Origin of the sequence: Sorangium sp. So ce385 (genome assembly GCF_051474135.1) — a bacterium.
Lineage (GTDB): Bacteria > Myxococcota_A > Polyangia > Polyangiales > Polyangiaceae > Sorangium > Sorangium cellulosum_D.
This window is the reverse complement of record NZ_CP150337.1, coordinates 630,296-647,880: the sequence shown is the minus strand read 5'-3', so window position 1 is coordinate 647,880 and position 17,585 is coordinate 630,296. Positions and strand designations below refer to the sequence as shown.

Sequence of the window (17,585 nt, the reverse complement as noted above, 5' to 3'; positions counted from 1 at the left end):
CGTCGAAGCGCCCGCACGGGCCCTCCCGCCTGCTCCTTCCCGCCCTCTTCCCTAGCTGGTAGGAGGGGGCGGATTAGGAGGGAGCCGACATGGCCTGTCACGAAATCGCCGCGCTTCGCCTGGGGCTCATGAACATCCTGGGCATCGACGATCCCGCCGAGCGCGCGCACGAGCTCGCCGAGCTCGGCCCCGCGGCCGAGGCGCCCGGCCCGATCTCGGCGATGCTGCGCGCCGGGGACCTCAAGAGCCTCTCGCGGCTGTTCGAGGGGTCGCTCGCGGAGCTCCAGGAGAAGGTCGCGAAGACGCCCGCGGGCGACGAGAAGATCGCCTACCTGCGCTCGCTCCTCATCCTCACGAAGCAGGTCGAGCTCGACCTCCGCGCCCAGGTCGACGGGCTCGGCCGGCTCTACCGCGAGCTCGAGGAGATGCACGACTTCGTGCACGAGATCTACCCGGCGGAGTAATCGGGGTAGGAGCTGAAGCAGGAGCAGGAGCAGACCCATGGCCCAGGGCAGCGCCAAGATCAGGATCGTCCACGCCGAGCCGCTCGGCCACGGGGCGCGGCTGCTCCGCATCGAGCGCGTCGACGGCGCCGCGCTCGGCTTCGCCGGCGGGCAGTACGTGATCATCAACACCGGGGTCACCCTGCCCGGCGGCAAGCTCGCGAAGCGGGCCTACTCGCTGCTCTCGAGCGACGCCGAGCAGCGCAGCGTCGAGATCGCGATCAAGCGCATCGGCGCCGGCCCGGGGTCGAACGTGCTCAACGACATTGCCGTCGGGGCGGAGCTCGAGTGGAGCGGCCCCTGGGGCAAGCTGCGGCTCCCGGACGGCTTCTCCGGCCGCGCGCTCGTCGTCGCCACCGACACCGGCATCACCGCCGCGCTCGGCGTCGCGCGGGGCGCGGCCGCGGCCGGCGCGGCGCAGCTCGATCTCGTCTGGCTCGTCGAGTCCGACGACACCTTCGTGTCCGAGCGGTTCGTCCGGGAGCGCCTCCCCGAGCGCGCCCGCCTCACGGTCCTCGGCGGCTTCCTCCCGGTCGGCCACCCCGAGCGGCCGGCGCGCGCGTGCGCGCTCGTCGGCGACCGCGTGCGAGAGCTCGCGGCCGGGCCCTACGACGCCGCGCTCTGCGCGGGCGACGGCGCCGTCATCTACCCGCTCCGCGACCGGCTGGCCGCGCTCGGCGCGCCGGAGGGCAGCGTGCTGCTCGAGAGCTTCTTCAACAACCCGCTGAAGAAGTCCGCGTAATCGCTCAGGATCCTGGATGGCAGAGGTCCGGCCGAGAGACCCGAAAGGGCAGCGCGAGGGGTTCACGACGGGCGCGTGCGCGGCCGCCGCGGCCAAGGCGGCGGCGCGCGTGCTCGCGCGCGGCGCGGCCGTCGACGCCATCGAGACGACCCTGCCGAACGGGCAGCGGGTGACCTTCCCGCTGAAGCGCTGCGACCGCGAGGGGCCGCGCGCCACGTGCAGCGTCATCAAGGACGCCGGCGACGATCCGGACTGCACCCACGGCGCCGAGCTCGTCGCCGAGGTCGAGCTCCGCCGCGAGCCGGGCGTCGAGATCCGCGGGGGCGACGGGGTCGCCGTGGTCACGAAGCCCGGGCTCGGGCTGCCGGTCGGCGCGCCGGCCGTGAACCCCGTGCCGCGCCGGAACATCACCGAGATGGTCCTCGAGGAGCTCGAGGGCTCGGGCTTCGCCGGCGCCACGGTCACGATCAGCGTCCCCCAGGGCGAGGAGATGGCGAAGCAGACCATCAACGCGCGCCTCGGGCTCATCGGCGGGATCTCCATCCTCGGGACGAGCGGGATCGTGAAGCCGTACTCGACCGCCGCCTTCCGCGCGAGCGTGGTGCAGGCGATCGACGTCGCCGCCGAGCGCGGCATCGCGACGCTCGCGCTGACGACCGGCGGCAAGTCCGAGGCGTACGCGATGAAGCTCTACCCGGAGCTCCCGGAGGACGCGTTCATCCAGGTGGGCGACTTCATCGGCACCGGCGTCCGCCACGCCGCGCGGCGGCGGATCGCCCGCGCGGTGATCGTCGGCATGATCGGCAAGCTCTCGAAGATGGCGGACGGCAAGATGATGACGCACGCCGCCGGCTCGGAGGTGAGCATGGAGCTGCTCGCGCAGATCGCCGAGGAGCTCGGCGCGCGGCCGGAGATCGCGGCCGAGATCCGGCAGGCGAACACCGCGCGGCACGTGCTCGAGCTGTGCCAGCGCGAGGGGCTCACGGGCGTGGCCGGGGGGATCTGCAGGCGCGTCGTCGAGCACACCTCGCGCCACGCGGGCGGCGGCCTCGAGGTGCACGCCTGCCTGGTCGACTTCAACGGGGCGCTGCTCGGCCGGTACCCGGCCGAGGGCGCCGGCAGAGACAGAGCGGAGGAGCCATGAGCGGTGAGGAGGCGCGCGCGGTGAACGACATGCGGCAGATGACCGCGCTCGGGCGGCGCATCGAGGACAAGAGCTTCGCGATCATCGACGAGGAGGCGGGGGCGCACGGCTTCCCGGACGCGGAGTGGCAGGTCGTCCGCCGCGTGATCCACGCGACCGCGGACTTCGAGTTCTCGTCGCTCATGCGGCTCCACCCCGAGGCGATCGCGCGGGGGATCGAGGCGCTCCGGGGCGGCGCGCCGGTGCTCGTCGACGTGAAGATGATCGGCGTCGGCCTGAACGAGCAGCGGCTCGCGTCGTACGGCTGCAAGATCCACTGCTTCATCTCGGACGACGACGTCATCCAGGCCGCGTCGGCGGCCGGCTCGACCCGCGCGATCGAGTCGATGCGCAAGGCGCACCGGCTCGGGCTCCTCGACGGGGCGATCGTCGCGATCGGCAACGCGCCGACCGCGCTGCTCGAGGTCGTGCGCCTCGCGCGGGAAGAGGGGGCGCGGCCGGCGCTCGTGATCGGCGTGCCGGTCGGGTTCGTGTCGGCGGCGGAGTCCAAGGAGGCGCTGCTCGAGTCCGGGCTCCCCTCCATCGTCGCGCGCGGCCGCAAGGGCGGCAGCCCCATCGCGGTGGCGATCGTCCACGCGCTGCTGCTCCTCTCGGCCGAGGCGGCGCCGGCTCCGGCGGGCGAGCCGGCGCAGGGGGCGCGGTGAGCGCCCGCCGCGCCGTGACCGTCGTCGGCATCGGCGACGACGGGTGCGCCAGCCTGTCGAGCCGCGCCGCGTCCGCGGTCGCCCGGGCCGAGGTGCTCGTGGGGGGCGAGCGGCACCTCGAGTTCTTCCCGCAGTTCCGCGGCGAGAAGATCGCCCTGAAGGGCGGCCTGTCCGCGGCGCTCGAGCGCGTGGAGGCGCTCTCGGCCGAGCAGAACGTGTGCATCCTCGCCTCGGGCGATCCGCTGTTCTTCGGCGTCGGCGCGCTCGTCGTCCGGAAGCTCGGCGGCGAGCACGTCGAGATCATCCCGAGCCTGAGCTCGGTCCAGTGGGCGTTCGCGCGCACGGGCATCGCCTGGGACGACGCCGCGTTCGTCTCGGTCCACGGCCGCTCGCCCGAGGGGTTCGCCACGCGCCTCCGCCGGCTCTCGAAGGTCGCGGTGCTGACCGACGGCGAGAACGGCCCGGCCCGGCTCGCGGCGCGGCTCCTCGAGCACGGCGACGCCGGCTGGAAGGCGTGGGTCTGCGAGAGCCTCGCGGGCGCGGGCGAGCGCGTGCGCGCGTTCGACCTCGCCGCGCTCGCCGCGTGCGAGGACATCGGGCCGCTGAACGTGCTCCTGCTCCTCCGGAGCGATCCGGCGTGGCGGCCGCCGCCCGCGGTCCCTTACCTGCACGAGGACGCGTTCGCGAAGCGGATGCCGAAGAACGGCCTCATCACGAAGCGCGAGGTGCGCCTGCTCTCGATCGCGTCGATGGCGATCCGCCCCGACGCGGTCGTCTGGGACGTCGGCGCCGGCTCGGGGTCGGTCTCGATCGAGGCGGCGATGCTCTGCCCGCTCGGGCGCGTCTACGCGGTCGAGGTCGACCCGGAGGGCGTCGAGATCTGCCGGGACAACGTCCGCACGCACGGGGTCGACAACGTGCGCGTGATCGCGGGCCGGGCGCCCGAGGCGCTCGCGGGGCTCGAGGATCCGGACGCGGTGTTCGTCGGCGGGAGCAAGGGGAGCATGGAAGAGATCATCACGGCGGCGCTCGATCGGCTGCGGCCGGGCGGCCGGCTCGTGGTCAACGCGATCACGATGGAGAACGTGGCCGAGACGTACCGGGCGCTCCGGGCGCGGGGGCTCGACCCCGAGGTCACGCTGCTCTCGGTCTCGCGCGGCGTCCCGCTGGCGCGCTACATGCGGTACGAGGCGCTGAACCCGATCCACGTCTTCGCCGCGACGAAGCCCGCGGCGAGCGCCCCGGAGGCGCCGTGAGCGGCCTCGGCAAGCTCTACGGCGTCGGCGTCGGCCCCGGCGCGCCCGACCTGCTCACGCTGCGCGCCGTGCGCGTGCTGGAGGGCGCGGACGTGCTCGCGCTCCCCCGCAGCTCGGACTTCGGCGCGTCGATGGCGTACCGGATCCTCGAGCCCGTCGTCGGCAAGCAGCGGGACAAGGAGCGGCTGCTCCTCACCTTCCCCATGAGCAAGGACCCGGATCGCGTCCGCCCCTACGTCGACGCGGCCGTCGACAAGATCGGCGACCGGCTCTCGCGGGGCCTGTCCGTCGCGTTCGCCACCGAGGGCGATCCGTCGCTCTTCAGCACGTTCGTCTACGTGCGCCGCGAGGCGCTCCGCCGCTTCCCCGGGCTCGAGGTCGAGGTCGTCCCCGGCGTCACCTCGGTCACGGCGGTCCCGGCCGTGAGCGGGCTCTCGCTCGCCGACGGGCAGGAGCGGATCGCCATCCTCCCCGCCACGTACGGCGTCGACGACCTGACCGACGTGCTCCGGCGCTTCGACACCGTGGTCCTGATGAAGATCGGCTCGGAGATGCCCAAGGTGACCGAGGCGCTCACGGGGGCGGGCCTGCTCGATCGGGCGGTGTTCGTCTCCAAGGCGACGATGCCCGAGCAGCGGATCGTGCGGGATCTGCGCGCCGCGCAGGGCGAGCGGGGCGACTGCTTCGCCATGGTGGTGGTCACGCGCGGGGAGCGGAGCGGGCTGCTCGTCGGCGAGGCCGAGGCGTCGCTGCCGGGCAGCTTCGACAAGAGCCTGAACGAAGAGCCGGAGGCCCCGTGACGCCCGAGCGCAAGCCCTACGCCGTCTACGCCATCACGCGCCACGGGATCGACATCGCGCGCAAGCTCGTCCCGGGCCTGCCGGGCGCGGATCTCTACGTGTCGCAGAAGCTCTTCGGCGGGGCGCCGGAGGGCGCGAAGCCGCTGCCGCTGCCGATGGGGCCGCTCCTGACCGAGGCGTTCACGGCCTACGACTGCCACGTGTTCGTGATCAGCGTCGGCGCCGTCGTGCGCATGATCGCGCCGCTGCTCAAGAACAAGAAGGTCGATCCGGCGGTCGTGTGCGTCGACGACGCGGCCCGGTTCTCGATCTGCGTGCTGTCCGGCCACGTCGGCCGGGGCAACGCGTTCACCGAGAAGGTGGCCGCGCTCCTCGGCGCGCAGCCGGTGGTGACCACGGCGTCCGACGCGATCGGGACGCTGACGGTCGACATCCTCGGCCGCGAGCTCGGGTGGACGCTCGACGACCCCGACCGCAACGTGACGCGCGGCTGCGCCGCGGTCGTGAACGCCGCGCCCGTGCTGTTCGTGCAGGAGACGGGCGAGCCCTCGTTCTGGCCCGAGGGCTCGCCGCTCCCGCCGGGCGTGCGCTACGCGACGTCGCTCGACGGCGTGGATCCGGGCGCGTGGGAGATCCTGCTCGTGGCGAGCGATCGCGAGCTCGGGCGCTCGCACCCCGAGGTCGTCGAGCGCGCCGTCGTCTACCGGCCGAAGAGCCTGGTGCTCGGCGTCGGCTGCGACCGCGGCGCGCCGCTCGACATGGTGGAGCGCGGGGTCGACCGGCTGCTCGAGGAGCACGGGCTGTCGGCGAAGTCGGTGAAGGCGCTGGCGACGATCGACAAGAAGGCCGACGAGGAGGCGCTGCTCGCGCTGTCGGCGCGGCGGGGGTGGCCGCTCGTGACGTTCACGGCCGAGGAGCTCGACGCGACCGAGGGGATCGAGAACCCGTCGGAGACGGTGAAGAAGCACATCGGCGCCCGGGGCGTCGCCGAGCCGGCCGCCCTGCGCGCGGCGGGGGCCGCGAAGCTGCTCGTGCCGAAGCGGGCCTACACCGAGCCCGGCGTGGGCCGGTCGATGACGCTCGCCGTGGCGCGCGTCCCGTTCGCGAAGCGCAACGTCGAGGAGAGCCATGGGTGACAGCAAAGGAGTCCTGTCGATCGTCGGGATCGGCCCCGGCGCCGAGGAGCACGCGACCCGCGCCGCCCTCGAGGCGATCGCCGCGTCGGATCTCATCGTGGGGTACACGACGTACATCCGGCTGGTGAAGCACCTCATCGAGGGCAAGGAGGTGATCAAGACCGGCATGACCGAGGAGATCGGCCGGGCGCGCGCCGCGGTGGAGCGGGCGCGGGACGGCGGGCGCGTGGCGATCATCTCGTCGGGCGACGCGGGGGTGTACGGCATGGCCGGGCTCGTCTTCCAGGTGCTGGAGGAGATCGGCTGGAAGCGGGGCGAGTCGCCGGAGCTCCGCCTCGTGCCCGGGATGACCGCGCTCAACGCGTGCGGATCGCTCGTCGGCGCGCCGCTCGGGCACGACTTCTGCGCCATCTCGCTGTCCGACCTCCTGACCCCGTGGCCGGTCATCGAGCGGCGGCTCGAGGCGGCGGCGTCCGCCGACTTCGTCATCGGCCTTTACAATCCGGCGAGCGGGCGGCGCACGCGCCAGATCGTGCGCGCCCAGGAGATCATCCGCCAGCACCGGGCGGGCACGACGCCGGTGGCGCTGGTGAAGAGCGCGTATCGCAAGCTGGAGAGCGCGGTGCTCACCGATCTCGATCACTTCCTCGACTACGAGATCGGGATGCTGACCACGGTGCTCGTCGGGTCGACCAACACCTTCGTCTTCGAGGGGTACATGGTCACGCCGCGCGGGTATACCAACAAGTACACATGGGATGGGGAAGCGCTCCCGGGCCAGACGCCGGGGCGCACGCTCGTGCTCTCGGACGAGAGCGTCACCGCGGAGGAGGTCTAGATGGCACGCGTAGGGAGGCTGGGCGGCGCGATCCTCGCCGAGACCCAGGGAGAGTATTACCTCGTCGGCAACACCAAGGCGCCGGTCAACTTCCGGGAGGCGGGGTTCGAGCCGCCGGACGAGGCGGAGCTCGTGAAGGGGGCGTATCTGCGCCTGAAGCCGCTGCGTGAGGTCAAGGTGGCGGCGCCGGTGCTGCTGCTCGACGTCGAGGGCGAGGCGCTCGCGAAGAAGCTCGTGCAGCGCTTCGTGATCGACCGGAACGGCTCGGTGAGCGAGCGGCTCTGGCGGCTCGTCTACAGCCCGGATGACCCGCTCGACGACGCCGAGGCGCCGGTCGAGCGGGACGCGCGGTGGCTCGGGGACATCCCCGAGACCATCTGGCAGCTCGTGCGGGACAACGTCCTGCGCTGCCTGTAGCCCGCCTCTCTCTGGACCTCGCGGCGGTGGCGCAGGCTGAGCGCCGCGAGGTCGCTATCGAAGCGCCCGCTGCGCGCCGTCAGCGGCTCAGGGCAGGAAAATACTCCGCGTCGAGTTGTTGATCCCGCAGTCGATCCCCGAGCGACCATATTGACCAGCCGTGGTGCTTTGCTCCTGGTTCAAATAAAACCCGAGCCCATCCCCGCCGTAGCCGAGGTAGTACCCGTAAAGCACGGCTGAGTTTCCGGTATAATCACCTTCACCCGTGGTGACAGTGGAGATGATCAGCTTGATGGGGTTCTGGTTCCAGGTGGACGGTATGGCGATTCGAGGGAAGGTGGTGACGTTGATGATGCGGATGCTCCCCATGACGCCGATATCCCCGCTGTCCTGCAGCCGGCTCGGATCATAGGTCTGATTCGGAAGCATGAAGCTGACGGGTTGCTGTGGGTTGCATGAGAGGACTTGAAAGGTATACGACCCGCGGCTGCCGTTGATCTGAAAGCTTGCAGACGGTACGGACATGATGTTCTCCTTCGATGAAAAGACGTGGTTTGGTGCTGCCGAGCGCCAGCTGCGCGCTGGCCTCCCGCCCGGCCCGTGAATTCCGTTGCTCGCCGCCGCGCCGGTCAGGCCAGCGCGGCGTTCACGGTGATGTCCGCGGAGGTGTCGAAGATCTTCACCGTGACCGTGTCCGTGGTCGCATCGTACGTATAGGCGTTCGAGGCGGACGCCGACAGGCTCGAGGCATCCGCCACGAAGGGGATCGTGGCCTTGCCGGCCGTCACCCTCGACGGCGCCGCCGTCACGCCGAGCAGCGCGACGTAGTAGTACGGCTCGGGCGGCGTGTATCGGTCGACCTTCCGCGTCACGCGGACGCTGCGGCTCGCCGCGGTCGTCTCCTGCGTGATCGCCGAGAGGCGGTAGGACGAGCCCGTGCTGATCCCGTCGTCCTGGTAGAGCGCGTACGACGAGCTCGGCCCCGGAAAGACCGTGATCGTCAAGATGTTCTGCGGGAGCTTGCCCACCCACTGCTCGAGCTCACGCATGGGCAGGATGGCCCCGGCCTGGACGTAGATGGGCACGACGCCGAGGGGGGCATGGTACGGCGTGGTCCCGGACGTCACGCCGATGTTCGTCCCGCCGGCCACCTTGGCGCCGAGCGCGCCCTCCTCGGGAAAAGGATACCAGTCCGCGCCCCGCGGCAGGTAGATGGTTCGCGTATCCCCCTCGTCCACGATCGGCGCGATCAGGAGGAAGTCTCCCAGGAAGAACTGGTCGTCGAGGTGGTCGTAGACCTCGACGTCGTCCGGGAAGTTCAGGAACATGGCGCGGCAGATGGGCATGCCCGTCTGCGTCGCCCGGTACATCGCGTCATAGAAGACCTGGTTCAGGCGGTAGCGCAGCTCGACGTACTTGCGGCAATACGACAGGTACGGCTCCCCGTAGTTGTAGGGCTCCTGGTACCACTTCTCGTAGTGGTCATAGTGGTTGCGGTACCAGGGCAGGAATGCGCCGACGTTCATCCAGCGCACGAACAGCGCCGGATCCGTCACGTAGCCCTCCTGCGTCGAGCCCGAGCCCGTGGCGAAGCCGCCGATGTCGCAGCCCGAGATGGGCACGCCCGACATGCCGAGGTTGAGCACCTCCGGGATGTTGATCTTCAAGAAGTCCCAGCTCGACGCCGAGTCGCCGGTCCACAGCGCCGCGTAACGCTGGACGCCCGCGTATCCGCCGCGCGCGATGATGAAGTTGCGCCGCCCCGGCCGGAGCGCGTTGATGCCGTTGAACGTGGCCTTGCACAGGGACAGCGCGTACCCGTTGTGAAGGAGCGCGTGCGGCTGATAGGTCTTGCCGTCCGGGCCCACCATCATGAGATCCAGCGGCAGCGTCTTGACCTCATCGGAGTCGTCGTGGTCGCTCGTGTTGAAGTCGAGGAGCTGCTCGTAGGGGACGTACTCGCCAGCCTGCGGCGTGCGATCGTACTCGATGGCAGGGCAGGTCATGTCCTGCCAGATCATCTCGAGGCCAGCGGAGAGGAGGCCCTCGTACTGCTGGCCCCACCAGGCCTGCACGGCCGGGTCGCCCAGGTTCGGGTAGAAGCCGCACGAGATGAGCGGCGTGTATCCCTCGGAGTCCTTCTGCAAGGGCGGGGACGTGAACGGGTTCAGGCCGTAGTTCACCCCGTAGTTCTCCTGGGAGATGAACTGCTGGGGGCTCGCCCCCTGGTTCACGCGCGTATTGAAGATGAAGTAGTCGTTCGCCAGGCCCTCGTCGCGGGTAGCGTAGCGGAGGCCGCCCTCGTCGTAGGTCTTCCCGTCCTCATCGTAGGGGTTGCACGTCACGAGCGCCGTGATGTTCGTGCTGCACTTGAAGCCCTGCGCGGCGAGCTGGGAGAACATCTCGGAGACGTTCGGGAACTTCTTGTCGCTGCTCGTGAACGTGCGGTAGTTGTTCTGGAAGTCGACGTCGATGTGCAGGCCGTCGATCGGGAAGCTCGCGTCCCGGAACGACTGCGCGACCTGCTCCAGCACCTCGCGGCTGTAGTAGCCGTAGGCGCCCTGGTGGTATCCGAACACGTACCTCGGCACCATGGTCGGCCGCCCCGTGAGCTGGGTGTACTGGTCGACCACGGACGGGACGCCGTCGCCGAGGAGGAAGTAATAGTCCAGGTCTCCGTAGAGCGCCCCGAAGTAATACATCCCCTGCATGCTGAAGGACGGGTACACCGTCTCCACGTCCGCGGCGATGTTGACGTAGGTCTGCGCAGGGTTATCGAGGAAGATGCCGTAGCTGTACGGCCGCCCCGCGTACGCGCCCGTCGGGCTCGGGTTCACCTCGATGAGCAGCGGGATCGAGTTGTAGAGCGGCTCGCTGGGGTTCAGGGGGCCGCCGCAGCCCTCGGCGGGCGGCGCGGGGATGACCGAGGTGCCCCCGTACTTGAAATTATCGTAGTTGAAGAACGTCATCGAGAAGCCGTTCTTCTTGAGCTGCGAGCCCGCCTTCTCGCCCAGCCCCACGTAGACGGCGTTCTCCGGGGCGACCTTGATCGACGCGACGGCCGGCTGGCCTTCCACGTACAGCAGGCCCTTGTTCGCGCCGCTCACCGTCGCGTCGGCGTGGATGAGCTGCCCGTCGCGGTAGATCGCGAGCGAGAAGGGTTGCTTCTGCACCTTCACCTGCATGGCGCCCGTGTCGATCGTCAAGAGCGCGGTCGTATCGGCGGCGACCCGCGGCGTCACCGGGCCGAGGCTCCGGTTGACGACGGCGTACGACGGGCTGTCGTCGTCATAGCCCTCCGCGCCCGCGTTGAAGCGGACCCGGAGCGCCGTCGGCGACAGGAAGGCGAGCTGGAGCACCCGACCGTCGCTGTCGCGGAGCAGAAAGCCGGTCCCCGAGCTCGTTCGCTCGTAGGACGCGACGTCGGCGAAGGAGCTCCAGCCGCTCGTGCTGTTCGGCACGAAGGCGTTGACCTGCACGTATTCATAGTTCATGAGAACGACCTCTCTATCTCCTCTTCTCGTTGACGCACTAGTTCGAGTCTGTGGGTATCTGTACGAATACCTCGTAGATCTTGTCGTTGATCGCGTTCGGCGTCTTCCCTGAGTCGACCTGCACCCCCTGATAGAATTTGGACGGCATCGCCACGACGCCCCCGTAGAGGTATCCGAGCGAGAACGGCGTGCCCTTCGGGAGAGCGTCGAGATCGATGATGTCCTGCTGGTAGACGTTGAGGGTCGGGCTCCCCTTGGTGCGCGGGATGAACAGGGCCTCGCTGCCCAGGTAACCCGGCAGCGTGGTCGCGGGCTGTGCGACCTCGGACGTCGTTCCGGTCGTCGGGCTGGTCCACGTGTGCACGAGCGTGGTGATGCTGTTGATCCAGGGCATTCCGTCGCTGAAGTTGGGCACGCTCGGGTCGCCGATGCGCGCGTTCTCCACGAACTCGTTGATCGTGTAGTCGAAGCGCCACCGGCTTATGCCGCCGAAGAAGGTGGTGTAGGTCGCCTGCTTGGCCTTGCTGTAGAGCACCACCTTGGCGCACGAATAGGCGCTCATCTTCTGCTCGTAGCTGGTGTCGATGATCGGCGTCTGCGTGCCCTGGCCCGGGCCCAGGTAGATGGGGAAGTGATAGTTGAGCTGCACCGGGTTCGGGGTGAAGACACCGCCGTAGGCCCCGATCCCCGCCTGTCCGTCCTGCATCACGGTGTAGGCCACGTTGAGATCGCGCCGCCCGAACTGATCCGCGTTGCTGAACACCTTTCCCGGCGTCAGGGCGATGGTGCCGGCGGTGAAGTTCGGGGTGGCGCGGAACTGGTTGATCGCCTTCAGGTACGTCTGCGAGGCTTTTGCGGTGTTCTGCTGGTTATTGGTGATGAAATCGCTGTACTTGCCCTGGAAGTTGTGGCCCATGACGACGTAGAAATTGCCGTCCGCGAGCTTGAGCATCTCGGCGCCGGTCGACTGCACGAGCGGTGAGCTCGCGTAGGCGATCGAGTTGCCGAGGCTGCGTGGGTCATTGCCCGTCACCGCGTAGACGAGATCCCCGATATCCACGACAGAGAGGATGGGGAACGTCTTGTATGTCCCGTCGATGTCCGGTCCATAACCGCCCGCGATGTACAGGAGGCCGCTCGAGTAGTCCTGGTAGAAGAGCGGATTCGACGACATCCATTGCGGCTTGATCGGGTCGAATTTCGATGGAAGCTGAGCGACATCCATCGAGTACACCGTGGGGCTGCCATAGACATCTCTGATCACCCAGATCTTCGTGTTCGCGTTCGTCGCGGGGAAGTCCTCGTCGGGTTTCTTGAAGCCGTGGAATCCGTTGTTCCGTCCGGCGATGAAGATCCAGTACTGGGTATCGTTCGTGAACCGGGCGAACGCGAAGGACTGGAGCTTCGGACGGTTGTCGGTGAACCTGGCGGTGACGTCCGTGAAGCCCGTGACGAGGATGGGCGGCCGCGGCGCCGGCGCGGCCTGCACCGTCGTCGACTGGCGCTGGTCCGCCGGCGACGACGGCTGCGAGGCCAGGACCTGCGGGCCGCTGGCGCCGTTTCCCGCCGACGAGGCGCCAGGGTTCGTGGAGGTCTGCGCGGCGCCTCCGCACGCGGAGAGGCCCGCGGCGAATGCGAGGGCAACGACGGATCTGTCTATCTTCCTTGAGAGCATCAGGGTGTCCTTTCGTCGAGCGGTCCGGTGACAGGCGCAGATCCGGCAGGAGGCGGGGCGCAGCGACGCGCGGGGCCGCGGTGCCATCTGCGAGGACCTCGGCCTCAGGCGGCGTCGGGCGCTCGGGGCTCGTGCTGCAGATGAAGCTCGATGAGCCGTTGTTCGTTCGAATTCATGAAGATCCCGGCGATGGACATGCCCGTCGCGACGATGGGCACATCCATCGATGCCCACCGCACGACCTCGACCCGACAGCGGCGTCGGAGAAGGCTGCGCGGGCGCGGCGCATCCGTGCGCGCGCGAGGCGCTCGCGGACCTTGTCGGGCGGGCACCAGGCGCCGAGCCCAGCGCGCCACGCACGCGGTGAATTGCATGATGTATGCCGCTCGTGAAAAATGAGGCGGGCTGCGGGGAATGCCCCTGCGCGCGCGGGCGATGCGAGAGCGCGCGGGGGGACGGCGGCGTCGAGGGGGCTTCCTGGCGCCGCCTCCGCGTCCCTCCCGGACGCGCTGCGTCCCTCCCGGACATGGGCGCGGGGCGCCGCTCCCCGGCGGGCGCCGGACGGCGCTCGGGATCCTTCAGGCGTACCTGCGCAGCGGCGCCGCGCGAGCCGCCCGGGGAAGCCGCTCATCGCGCCGGCGCGCGACGTGCGGCCCCCGGGCTCGCTCCATCACGAGAAATACGTGCTGTGGGATACGTCCTTCCAGGCCTCGTACTCGGCGCGCTGCGCATCGAGCTTCGCCATGATGCCTGTCCAGCTGTCCGCGCCGAGGCTGAGGCGCTGGGGCATCTCTCCAGAATCCACGAGTCGGACGAGGATGTCCGCCATCCGGACGGGATCACCTGGCGCGAGTGAGCCGTCCTTATCGTTCACCAGCAGGTCCATGACCGCGTGGGCGGTGGCGCCATAGGCGTCGATCCTCGGGCTCCGGAGGTTCCGTTCGACGATGCCCGTCCGGAAGCCGCCCGGTTCGACCGACATCACCTTGAGGCCGAGCGGCGCGACCTCCTGCGACAAGGCCTCCGTGAGGCCTTCGAGCGCGAGCTTGGAAGCGCTGTAATACCCGAGGGCGGGCATGGCGACGACGCCGTTCATCGAAGACATGTTGACGATCGTGCCGCGCCCCCGAGCGCGCATGTGATGAACCAGGTCTGGGCACTCATCTTCTGTTCCTCCAGATGGCCGCATTCTGCGGCCTGCCATGCGGTCTAGAGCGCTATTCCTCCGCGGCCAGGCTCGCGAGCCTGCGCTGCGGTCGTCTCGTGATCGATCGTTCGCCTAGTCTTGGACGCGCACGACGACCTTGCCGACGGCGCCCCCTTTGAGATGGGCGACGGCCGCCGGGAGATCGCCCAAGTCATAGGTCGCGGCCACGACGGGGCGGATCCCGAGACTATCGATGGCCCTGATCATGTCCTCCAGCGCTCGCCGGGGTCCGACGCCGATCGCGTTGATCGTCGCACGACGCAGGAGCAAGGGGCCGACCGGGGTCGAGATGCGGTCGCTGTCCAGAAGGCCGACGAGCAGGATCCTTCCGCCGTAGGCCAGGGCTTCGACGGAGGTAGCGAGGTTCTCGCCCGCGGCCATCTCGATCACGGCGTCCGCGCCGCGGCCGCTCGTGAACGCCATGACCTCGCGGTCCCAGCGGGGACGGGCGCGATAGTTGATGCCCGCGCGCGCGCCCAGGCCCAGACCGAACGCCAGCTTCTCATCGCTGCTGGAGGTCAAGATCACCTTCGCCCCGTGCGCTGCTGCGAACTGCAGCGAAACGCCGCCCGTCCCCTGCACGACCCAGGTCTGCCCCGCCCTCACCCGCCCGGTCTCCACGACAGCCATCCAGGCGGTCGGACCTGCCGTCGAGAGCGTGCTCGCCTCCTCGGGGCCGAGGGTCTGGGGCGCTGCGACGAGCATGTCTTCGCTGACCACCGCGAACTCGGCCAGGCGGCCCGAGACCGCGATGGTATTCGTGTGATGACCCGGGGCCGCCCCGTCGATCCAGTCCGCGATGTCGACGCCGACCACCCGGTCGCCGACGGAAAACCGCGTCGCGAGCGGTCCGAGCTCCACGACCTGCCCGGCGAAGTCGCTTCCGGGCACATGAGGGTGCGCCAGCTCGCCCATGCGGCCTTCCCACATCAGAACATCGCGGTAGTTCAGCGAGACCGCCTGGATCCTCACGAGGACCTCACGAGGCCCAGGCTCGGGCCTCCGAGCGTCGCGGAGCGTCAGGTTCCGGACGCCTGGGGCATCGAGCTCCCAGCGCCGCATCCGCGGCTTCTGCGGCGCCTGTCCGGCGTCGGTGGGCTTCGGTGTCGTGAGACCTGAACTGATCATCTCGTGCCTCCCGTGCATCGACGGCGATTCGTCGTTGCGGAGACTTAGCCGTCGCGCCGGCGGCGCTGCAGGGGATCAGTTCGTGAGGCTCCCTCTCGTAAAACGAGAGGCCGCCGTCGCCTGGGCGGGCCGCTAGGCGCCTGGTCTCGGCTGCCCCGCCGGCGCCCCGACGCCTTCGGCCGCGAGCCGGGCCTGCAGCCGGGGCGCCATCCAGTCCAGGAAGGCGCGGACCTTCAGCGGTAGGCGGCCCTGACCGGAGAAGACGAGGTGGATCGGAAGAGCAGGCACCTCGAAGGCCTCGAGGAGCGGCGTGAGGGCTCCGCTTCGCAGCTCCGATGCGATCTGGTAGTCCAGGGCTCTCGTGATCCCCAGGCCTGCCTTGGCCGCCATCACCGCCGCAGCGGGCGAATTGACCGCGACCCGCGCGCGCGGCTCCGCGGTCACGTGGGAGGCGCTCCGGACGTACCGCCAGGGCGAGGACACGAACCCACGATAGGTCACGCCGTCCCGTTCCGTCAGGTCCTCTGGCGCCCGAGGGGCGCCGAATGCCCGCAGGTAGCTCGGGCTCGCACAGGTGATGGAGCGTGTGGACCCGACACGCCTCGCCATGAGCGAGCTGTCCTCCAGCTCTCCGATCCGGACCGCCACGTGCACATGCTCCTCCACGACGTTCACCATCACGTCCGTCAGGAAGAGGCGCAGATCGATCTTCGGATGCGCGGCAAGGAACTCGCTGGCGATCGGCAGCACGTGCAGCTCGCCGAACATCGTCGGCGCCGTGACGGTCAGCTCCCCCCGAGGCTCCTGGTATTCTCCCGCGACGGCCTTCTCGGCTTCCTGCAGCTGCTCGAGGATGTGCCGCGGGACGGGCAACGCTCACCGCGCGCGATAAACGATGATCCCGTGATTGGGATCCAACAGCGAGACGGCCACGCGGACCTCGTCGCCCTGCATCACGCGAATGCGCGCGCGTCGCATCTTGCCAGCCAGCTTGGCGAGAATTTGGTGGCCGCCTTGGACCTCGACGGAGAAGGTACCGCCCTTGCCGACGCTGACCACCTTGCCTTCAAGCTGAACCGGATCGTCTTTGCTCACGAATTCACCTCGTTCGTGTTCGTTTTTTCATACAACGCTGCGCATGCCCTCCCGGAGACTGCAGGCGAGACCTGGGGTAACGCGGAGCGCAGCGACGCGCGCAGGGGGGCATCGAGCCCGACCCATCACCGCCGCACGCTGGTGGTCATCTCGACCCCTGCCCCTGGCGCTTGCACCACGTATACCAGGAGCTCGAATCGTCTCTCCCACGAGCCGCCGGCGTGGAGATCGGCGCGGCGGCGTGCGTGGGCGGGCCGGGCCTCCCGGCAGCCGGCAGCGACCGGGGCTGCGTGCGTCACCTGGAGACGCAGCGCGTCTTCTCGCGACGCACGCGGCCGGTCCGGCAGCCTCCTTGGGCCCAGACCTCGCCCTAGACGAGCAGAGATACCGGGTTGAGCTCGCGCTCGTCGAGCGGGCGGGGCAGCCACCCCAGCGCGCACGGTACCTGGTAGAGCCTCCCCGGGCCGAATCGCGGCCAGAAGTGACGTAACCCCGGGACGATCACCTGGATCACGGGCAAGCCGATGTCGGGTCGGGTCTTGTCCACAACGACGAGATCCAGGCCCACCTCGCCGAGGCGCCTCATGCATTCCTGGATGCGGCGATCGGCAGCACGTGCAGCTCGCCGAACGTCGTCGGCGTCGTGACGGTCAGCTTCCCCCGAGGCTCTTCGCGCCAGCCAAGCGCCGCCTCGCTCACGGGTGAGAAGGCCGCTGCATGCTCATCGGCAAGCACGCCTACGATGCTGCTCGTCGAGCCGTTCTTCAAGACGATCACCACGAAGGAGATCTGCGACACCGCGACGCGCCTGGAGGGGTCTTTGGGCTCTCGTGCGAGGGCCGCGCCGCGGTGGACGCGATGGTGGCGAAGGCGCTCGCCGACGGCGGCAAGGAGGCGGGGCCGCCGGACCGCTCTGCGGGTGGTACCCGATCCTGTAGGCCTCGGCGCTCGTCGAGGCTCATGAGCTCAAGGTGAAATGGCACCCGTAGCGGTGGCCCCACGCGTATACGCATCGTGCGTCAACGCCGTATACGACGTGGGCGTCAGCGTCAAAGTGTAACTACCTTGCGTCCTGGAGATCCCCTGAACCAACAGAACATACACACTCTTATGAACCAGCCCGCTAAAACTATCAAACGTTATATTTTTGGAACCAATCTCCTTATCTGACATATCGGGCCTTGTAGCAATGGCCACCCTCCAGGCATCTTCCTGCACTTGACCCGTGGGTTGCGCTGACACCTTCAGATTGAGCTGGCTGATGGTTGTGCTGCCGTCCGTGGTCCATACGCTGACAACAACCTCAACGGGCGAAGAATACCCGATAACCGGGGGATCAGCTTGAACGCCAAGCTTATCGAATTGGGGCGCATTGATGAGTATCGACATGTTCAGCTTACCTCACTCTATTTAGGTCAGGACGGGCTCAGGACAGGTGAGCATCGC

General features: G+C 69.1%; 16 protein-coding genes and 2 pseudogenes. 8 read left to right on the top strand and 10 right to left on the bottom strand.

What is annotated here, in order from left to right:
* Positions 1-89 precede the first annotated feature (89 nt).
* The 8 genes and pseudogenes from WME83_RS02465 (at position 90) to cobJ (ending at position 7,540) form a co-directional block, all read left to right on the top strand.
* Complete coding sequence (locus tag WME83_RS02465) at positions 90-464, top strand: DUF3209 family protein (protein ID WP_020465127.1); 375 nt, start codon at positions 90-92, stop codon at positions 462-464.
* A gap of 37 nt (positions 465-501) precedes the next feature.
* Positions 502-1,245, top strand: coding sequence for an FAD-dependent oxidoreductase (locus WME83_RS02460; RefSeq protein ID WP_437317654.1), 744 nt, complete (start codon positions 502-504; stop codon positions 1,243-1,245).
* Positions 1,246-1,261: 16 nt separating this feature from the next.
* A complete protein-coding gene (locus WME83_RS02455; protein ID WP_437317653.1) occupies positions 1,262-2,389 on the top strand; it encodes a cobalt-precorrin-5B (C(1))-methyltransferase in 1,128 nt (375 codons plus the stop codon).
* A complete protein-coding gene (locus WME83_RS02450; protein ID WP_437317652.1) occupies positions 2,386-3,093 on the top strand; it encodes a precorrin-8X methylmutase in 708 nt (235 codons plus the stop codon). The genes WME83_RS02455 and WME83_RS02450 overlap by 4 nt, the downstream gene beginning before the upstream one ends.
* The gene (gene cbiE / locus WME83_RS02445; protein ID WP_437317651.1) at positions 3,090-4,349 is read left to right on the top strand and encodes a precorrin-6y C5,15-methyltransferase (decarboxylating) subunit CbiE; all 1,260 of its coding nucleotides are present in this window, start codon (positions 3,090-3,092) and stop codon (positions 4,347-4,349) included. Before WME83_RS02450 ends, cbiE begins: the two co-directional genes overlap by 4 nt.
* The gene (cobI, locus tag WME83_RS02440; protein WP_437317650.1) at positions 4,346-5,149 is read left to right on the top strand and encodes a precorrin-2 C(20)-methyltransferase; all 804 of its coding nucleotides are present in this window, start codon (positions 4,346-4,348) and stop codon (positions 5,147-5,149) included. Before cbiE ends, cobI begins: the two co-directional genes overlap by 4 nt.
* Entirely contained in the window at positions 5,146-6,285 is a 1,140-nt protein-coding gene (locus WME83_RS02435; protein WP_437317649.1) for a cobalt-precorrin 5A hydrolase, read from the top strand. The genes cobI and WME83_RS02435 overlap by 4 nt, the downstream gene beginning before the upstream one ends.
* Positions 6,278-7,540 (top strand): annotated as a pseudogene (cobJ, locus tag WME83_RS02430) (precorrin-3B C(17)-methyltransferase). Before WME83_RS02435 ends, cobJ begins: the two are co-directional and overlap by 8 nt.
* Positions 7,541-7,627: 87 nt before the next feature.
* On the opposite strand, the gene WME83_RS02425 reads toward cobJ, so the two are convergent.
* The 10 genes and pseudogenes from WME83_RS02425 to WME83_RS02380 form a co-directional block, all read right to left on the bottom strand.
* On the bottom strand, positions 7,628-8,065 hold the full coding sequence (locus WME83_RS02425; RefSeq protein WP_437317648.1) for a hypothetical protein: 438 nt from the start codon (positions 8,063-8,065) through the stop codon (positions 7,628-7,630).
* Positions 8,066-8,169: 104 nt separating this feature from the next.
* Positions 8,170-11,034 (bottom strand): TIM-barrel domain-containing protein, encoded by a 2,865-nt coding sequence (locus WME83_RS02420; protein WP_437317647.1) that lies wholly within the window; start codon positions 11,032-11,034, stop codon positions 8,170-8,172.
* 37 nt (positions 11,035-11,071) lie between these two features.
* On the bottom strand, positions 11,072-12,709 hold the full coding sequence (locus tag WME83_RS02415; RefSeq protein WP_437317646.1) for a hypothetical protein: 1,638 nt from the start codon (positions 12,707-12,709) through the stop codon (positions 11,072-11,074).
* A gap of 670 nt (positions 12,710-13,379) precedes the next feature.
* Positions 13,380-13,847 (bottom strand): SDR family NAD(P)-dependent oxidoreductase, encoded by a 468-nt coding sequence (locus WME83_RS02410; protein WP_437317645.1) that lies wholly within the window; start codon positions 13,845-13,847, stop codon positions 13,380-13,382.
* 141 nt (positions 13,848-13,988) lie between these two features.
* The gene (locus tag WME83_RS02405) at positions 13,989-15,062 is read right to left on the bottom strand and encodes a zinc-dependent alcohol dehydrogenase family protein (protein ID WP_437317644.1); all 1,074 of its coding nucleotides are present in this window, start codon (positions 15,060-15,062) and stop codon (positions 13,989-13,991) included.
* 114 nt (positions 15,063-15,176) lie between these two features.
* A complete protein-coding gene (locus WME83_RS02400) occupies positions 15,177-15,917 on the bottom strand; it encodes a LysR substrate-binding domain-containing protein (protein ID WP_437317643.1) in 741 nt (246 codons plus the stop codon).
* A gap of 3 nt (positions 15,918-15,920) precedes the next feature.
* On the bottom strand, positions 15,921-16,139 hold the full coding sequence (infA, locus tag WME83_RS02395; RefSeq protein ID WP_437317642.1) for a translation initiation factor IF-1: 219 nt from the start codon (positions 16,137-16,139) through the stop codon (positions 15,921-15,923).
* A gap of 370 nt (positions 16,140-16,509) precedes the next feature.
* A pseudogene (locus tag WME83_RS02390) lies at positions 16,510-16,776 on the bottom strand (YcaO-like family protein); the annotation flags it as partial.
* Positions 16,722-16,937 (bottom strand): hypothetical protein, encoded by a 216-nt coding sequence (locus WME83_RS02385; RefSeq protein WP_437317641.1) that lies wholly within the window; start codon positions 16,935-16,937, stop codon positions 16,722-16,724. The gene WME83_RS02385 and the pseudogene WME83_RS02390, both read right to left, overlap by 55 nt.
* A 168-nt stretch (positions 16,938-17,105) precedes the next feature.
* A complete protein-coding gene (locus WME83_RS02380) occupies positions 17,106-17,528 on the bottom strand; it encodes a hypothetical protein (protein WP_437317640.1) in 423 nt (140 codons plus the stop codon).
* Positions 17,529-17,585 lie beyond the last annotated feature (57 nt).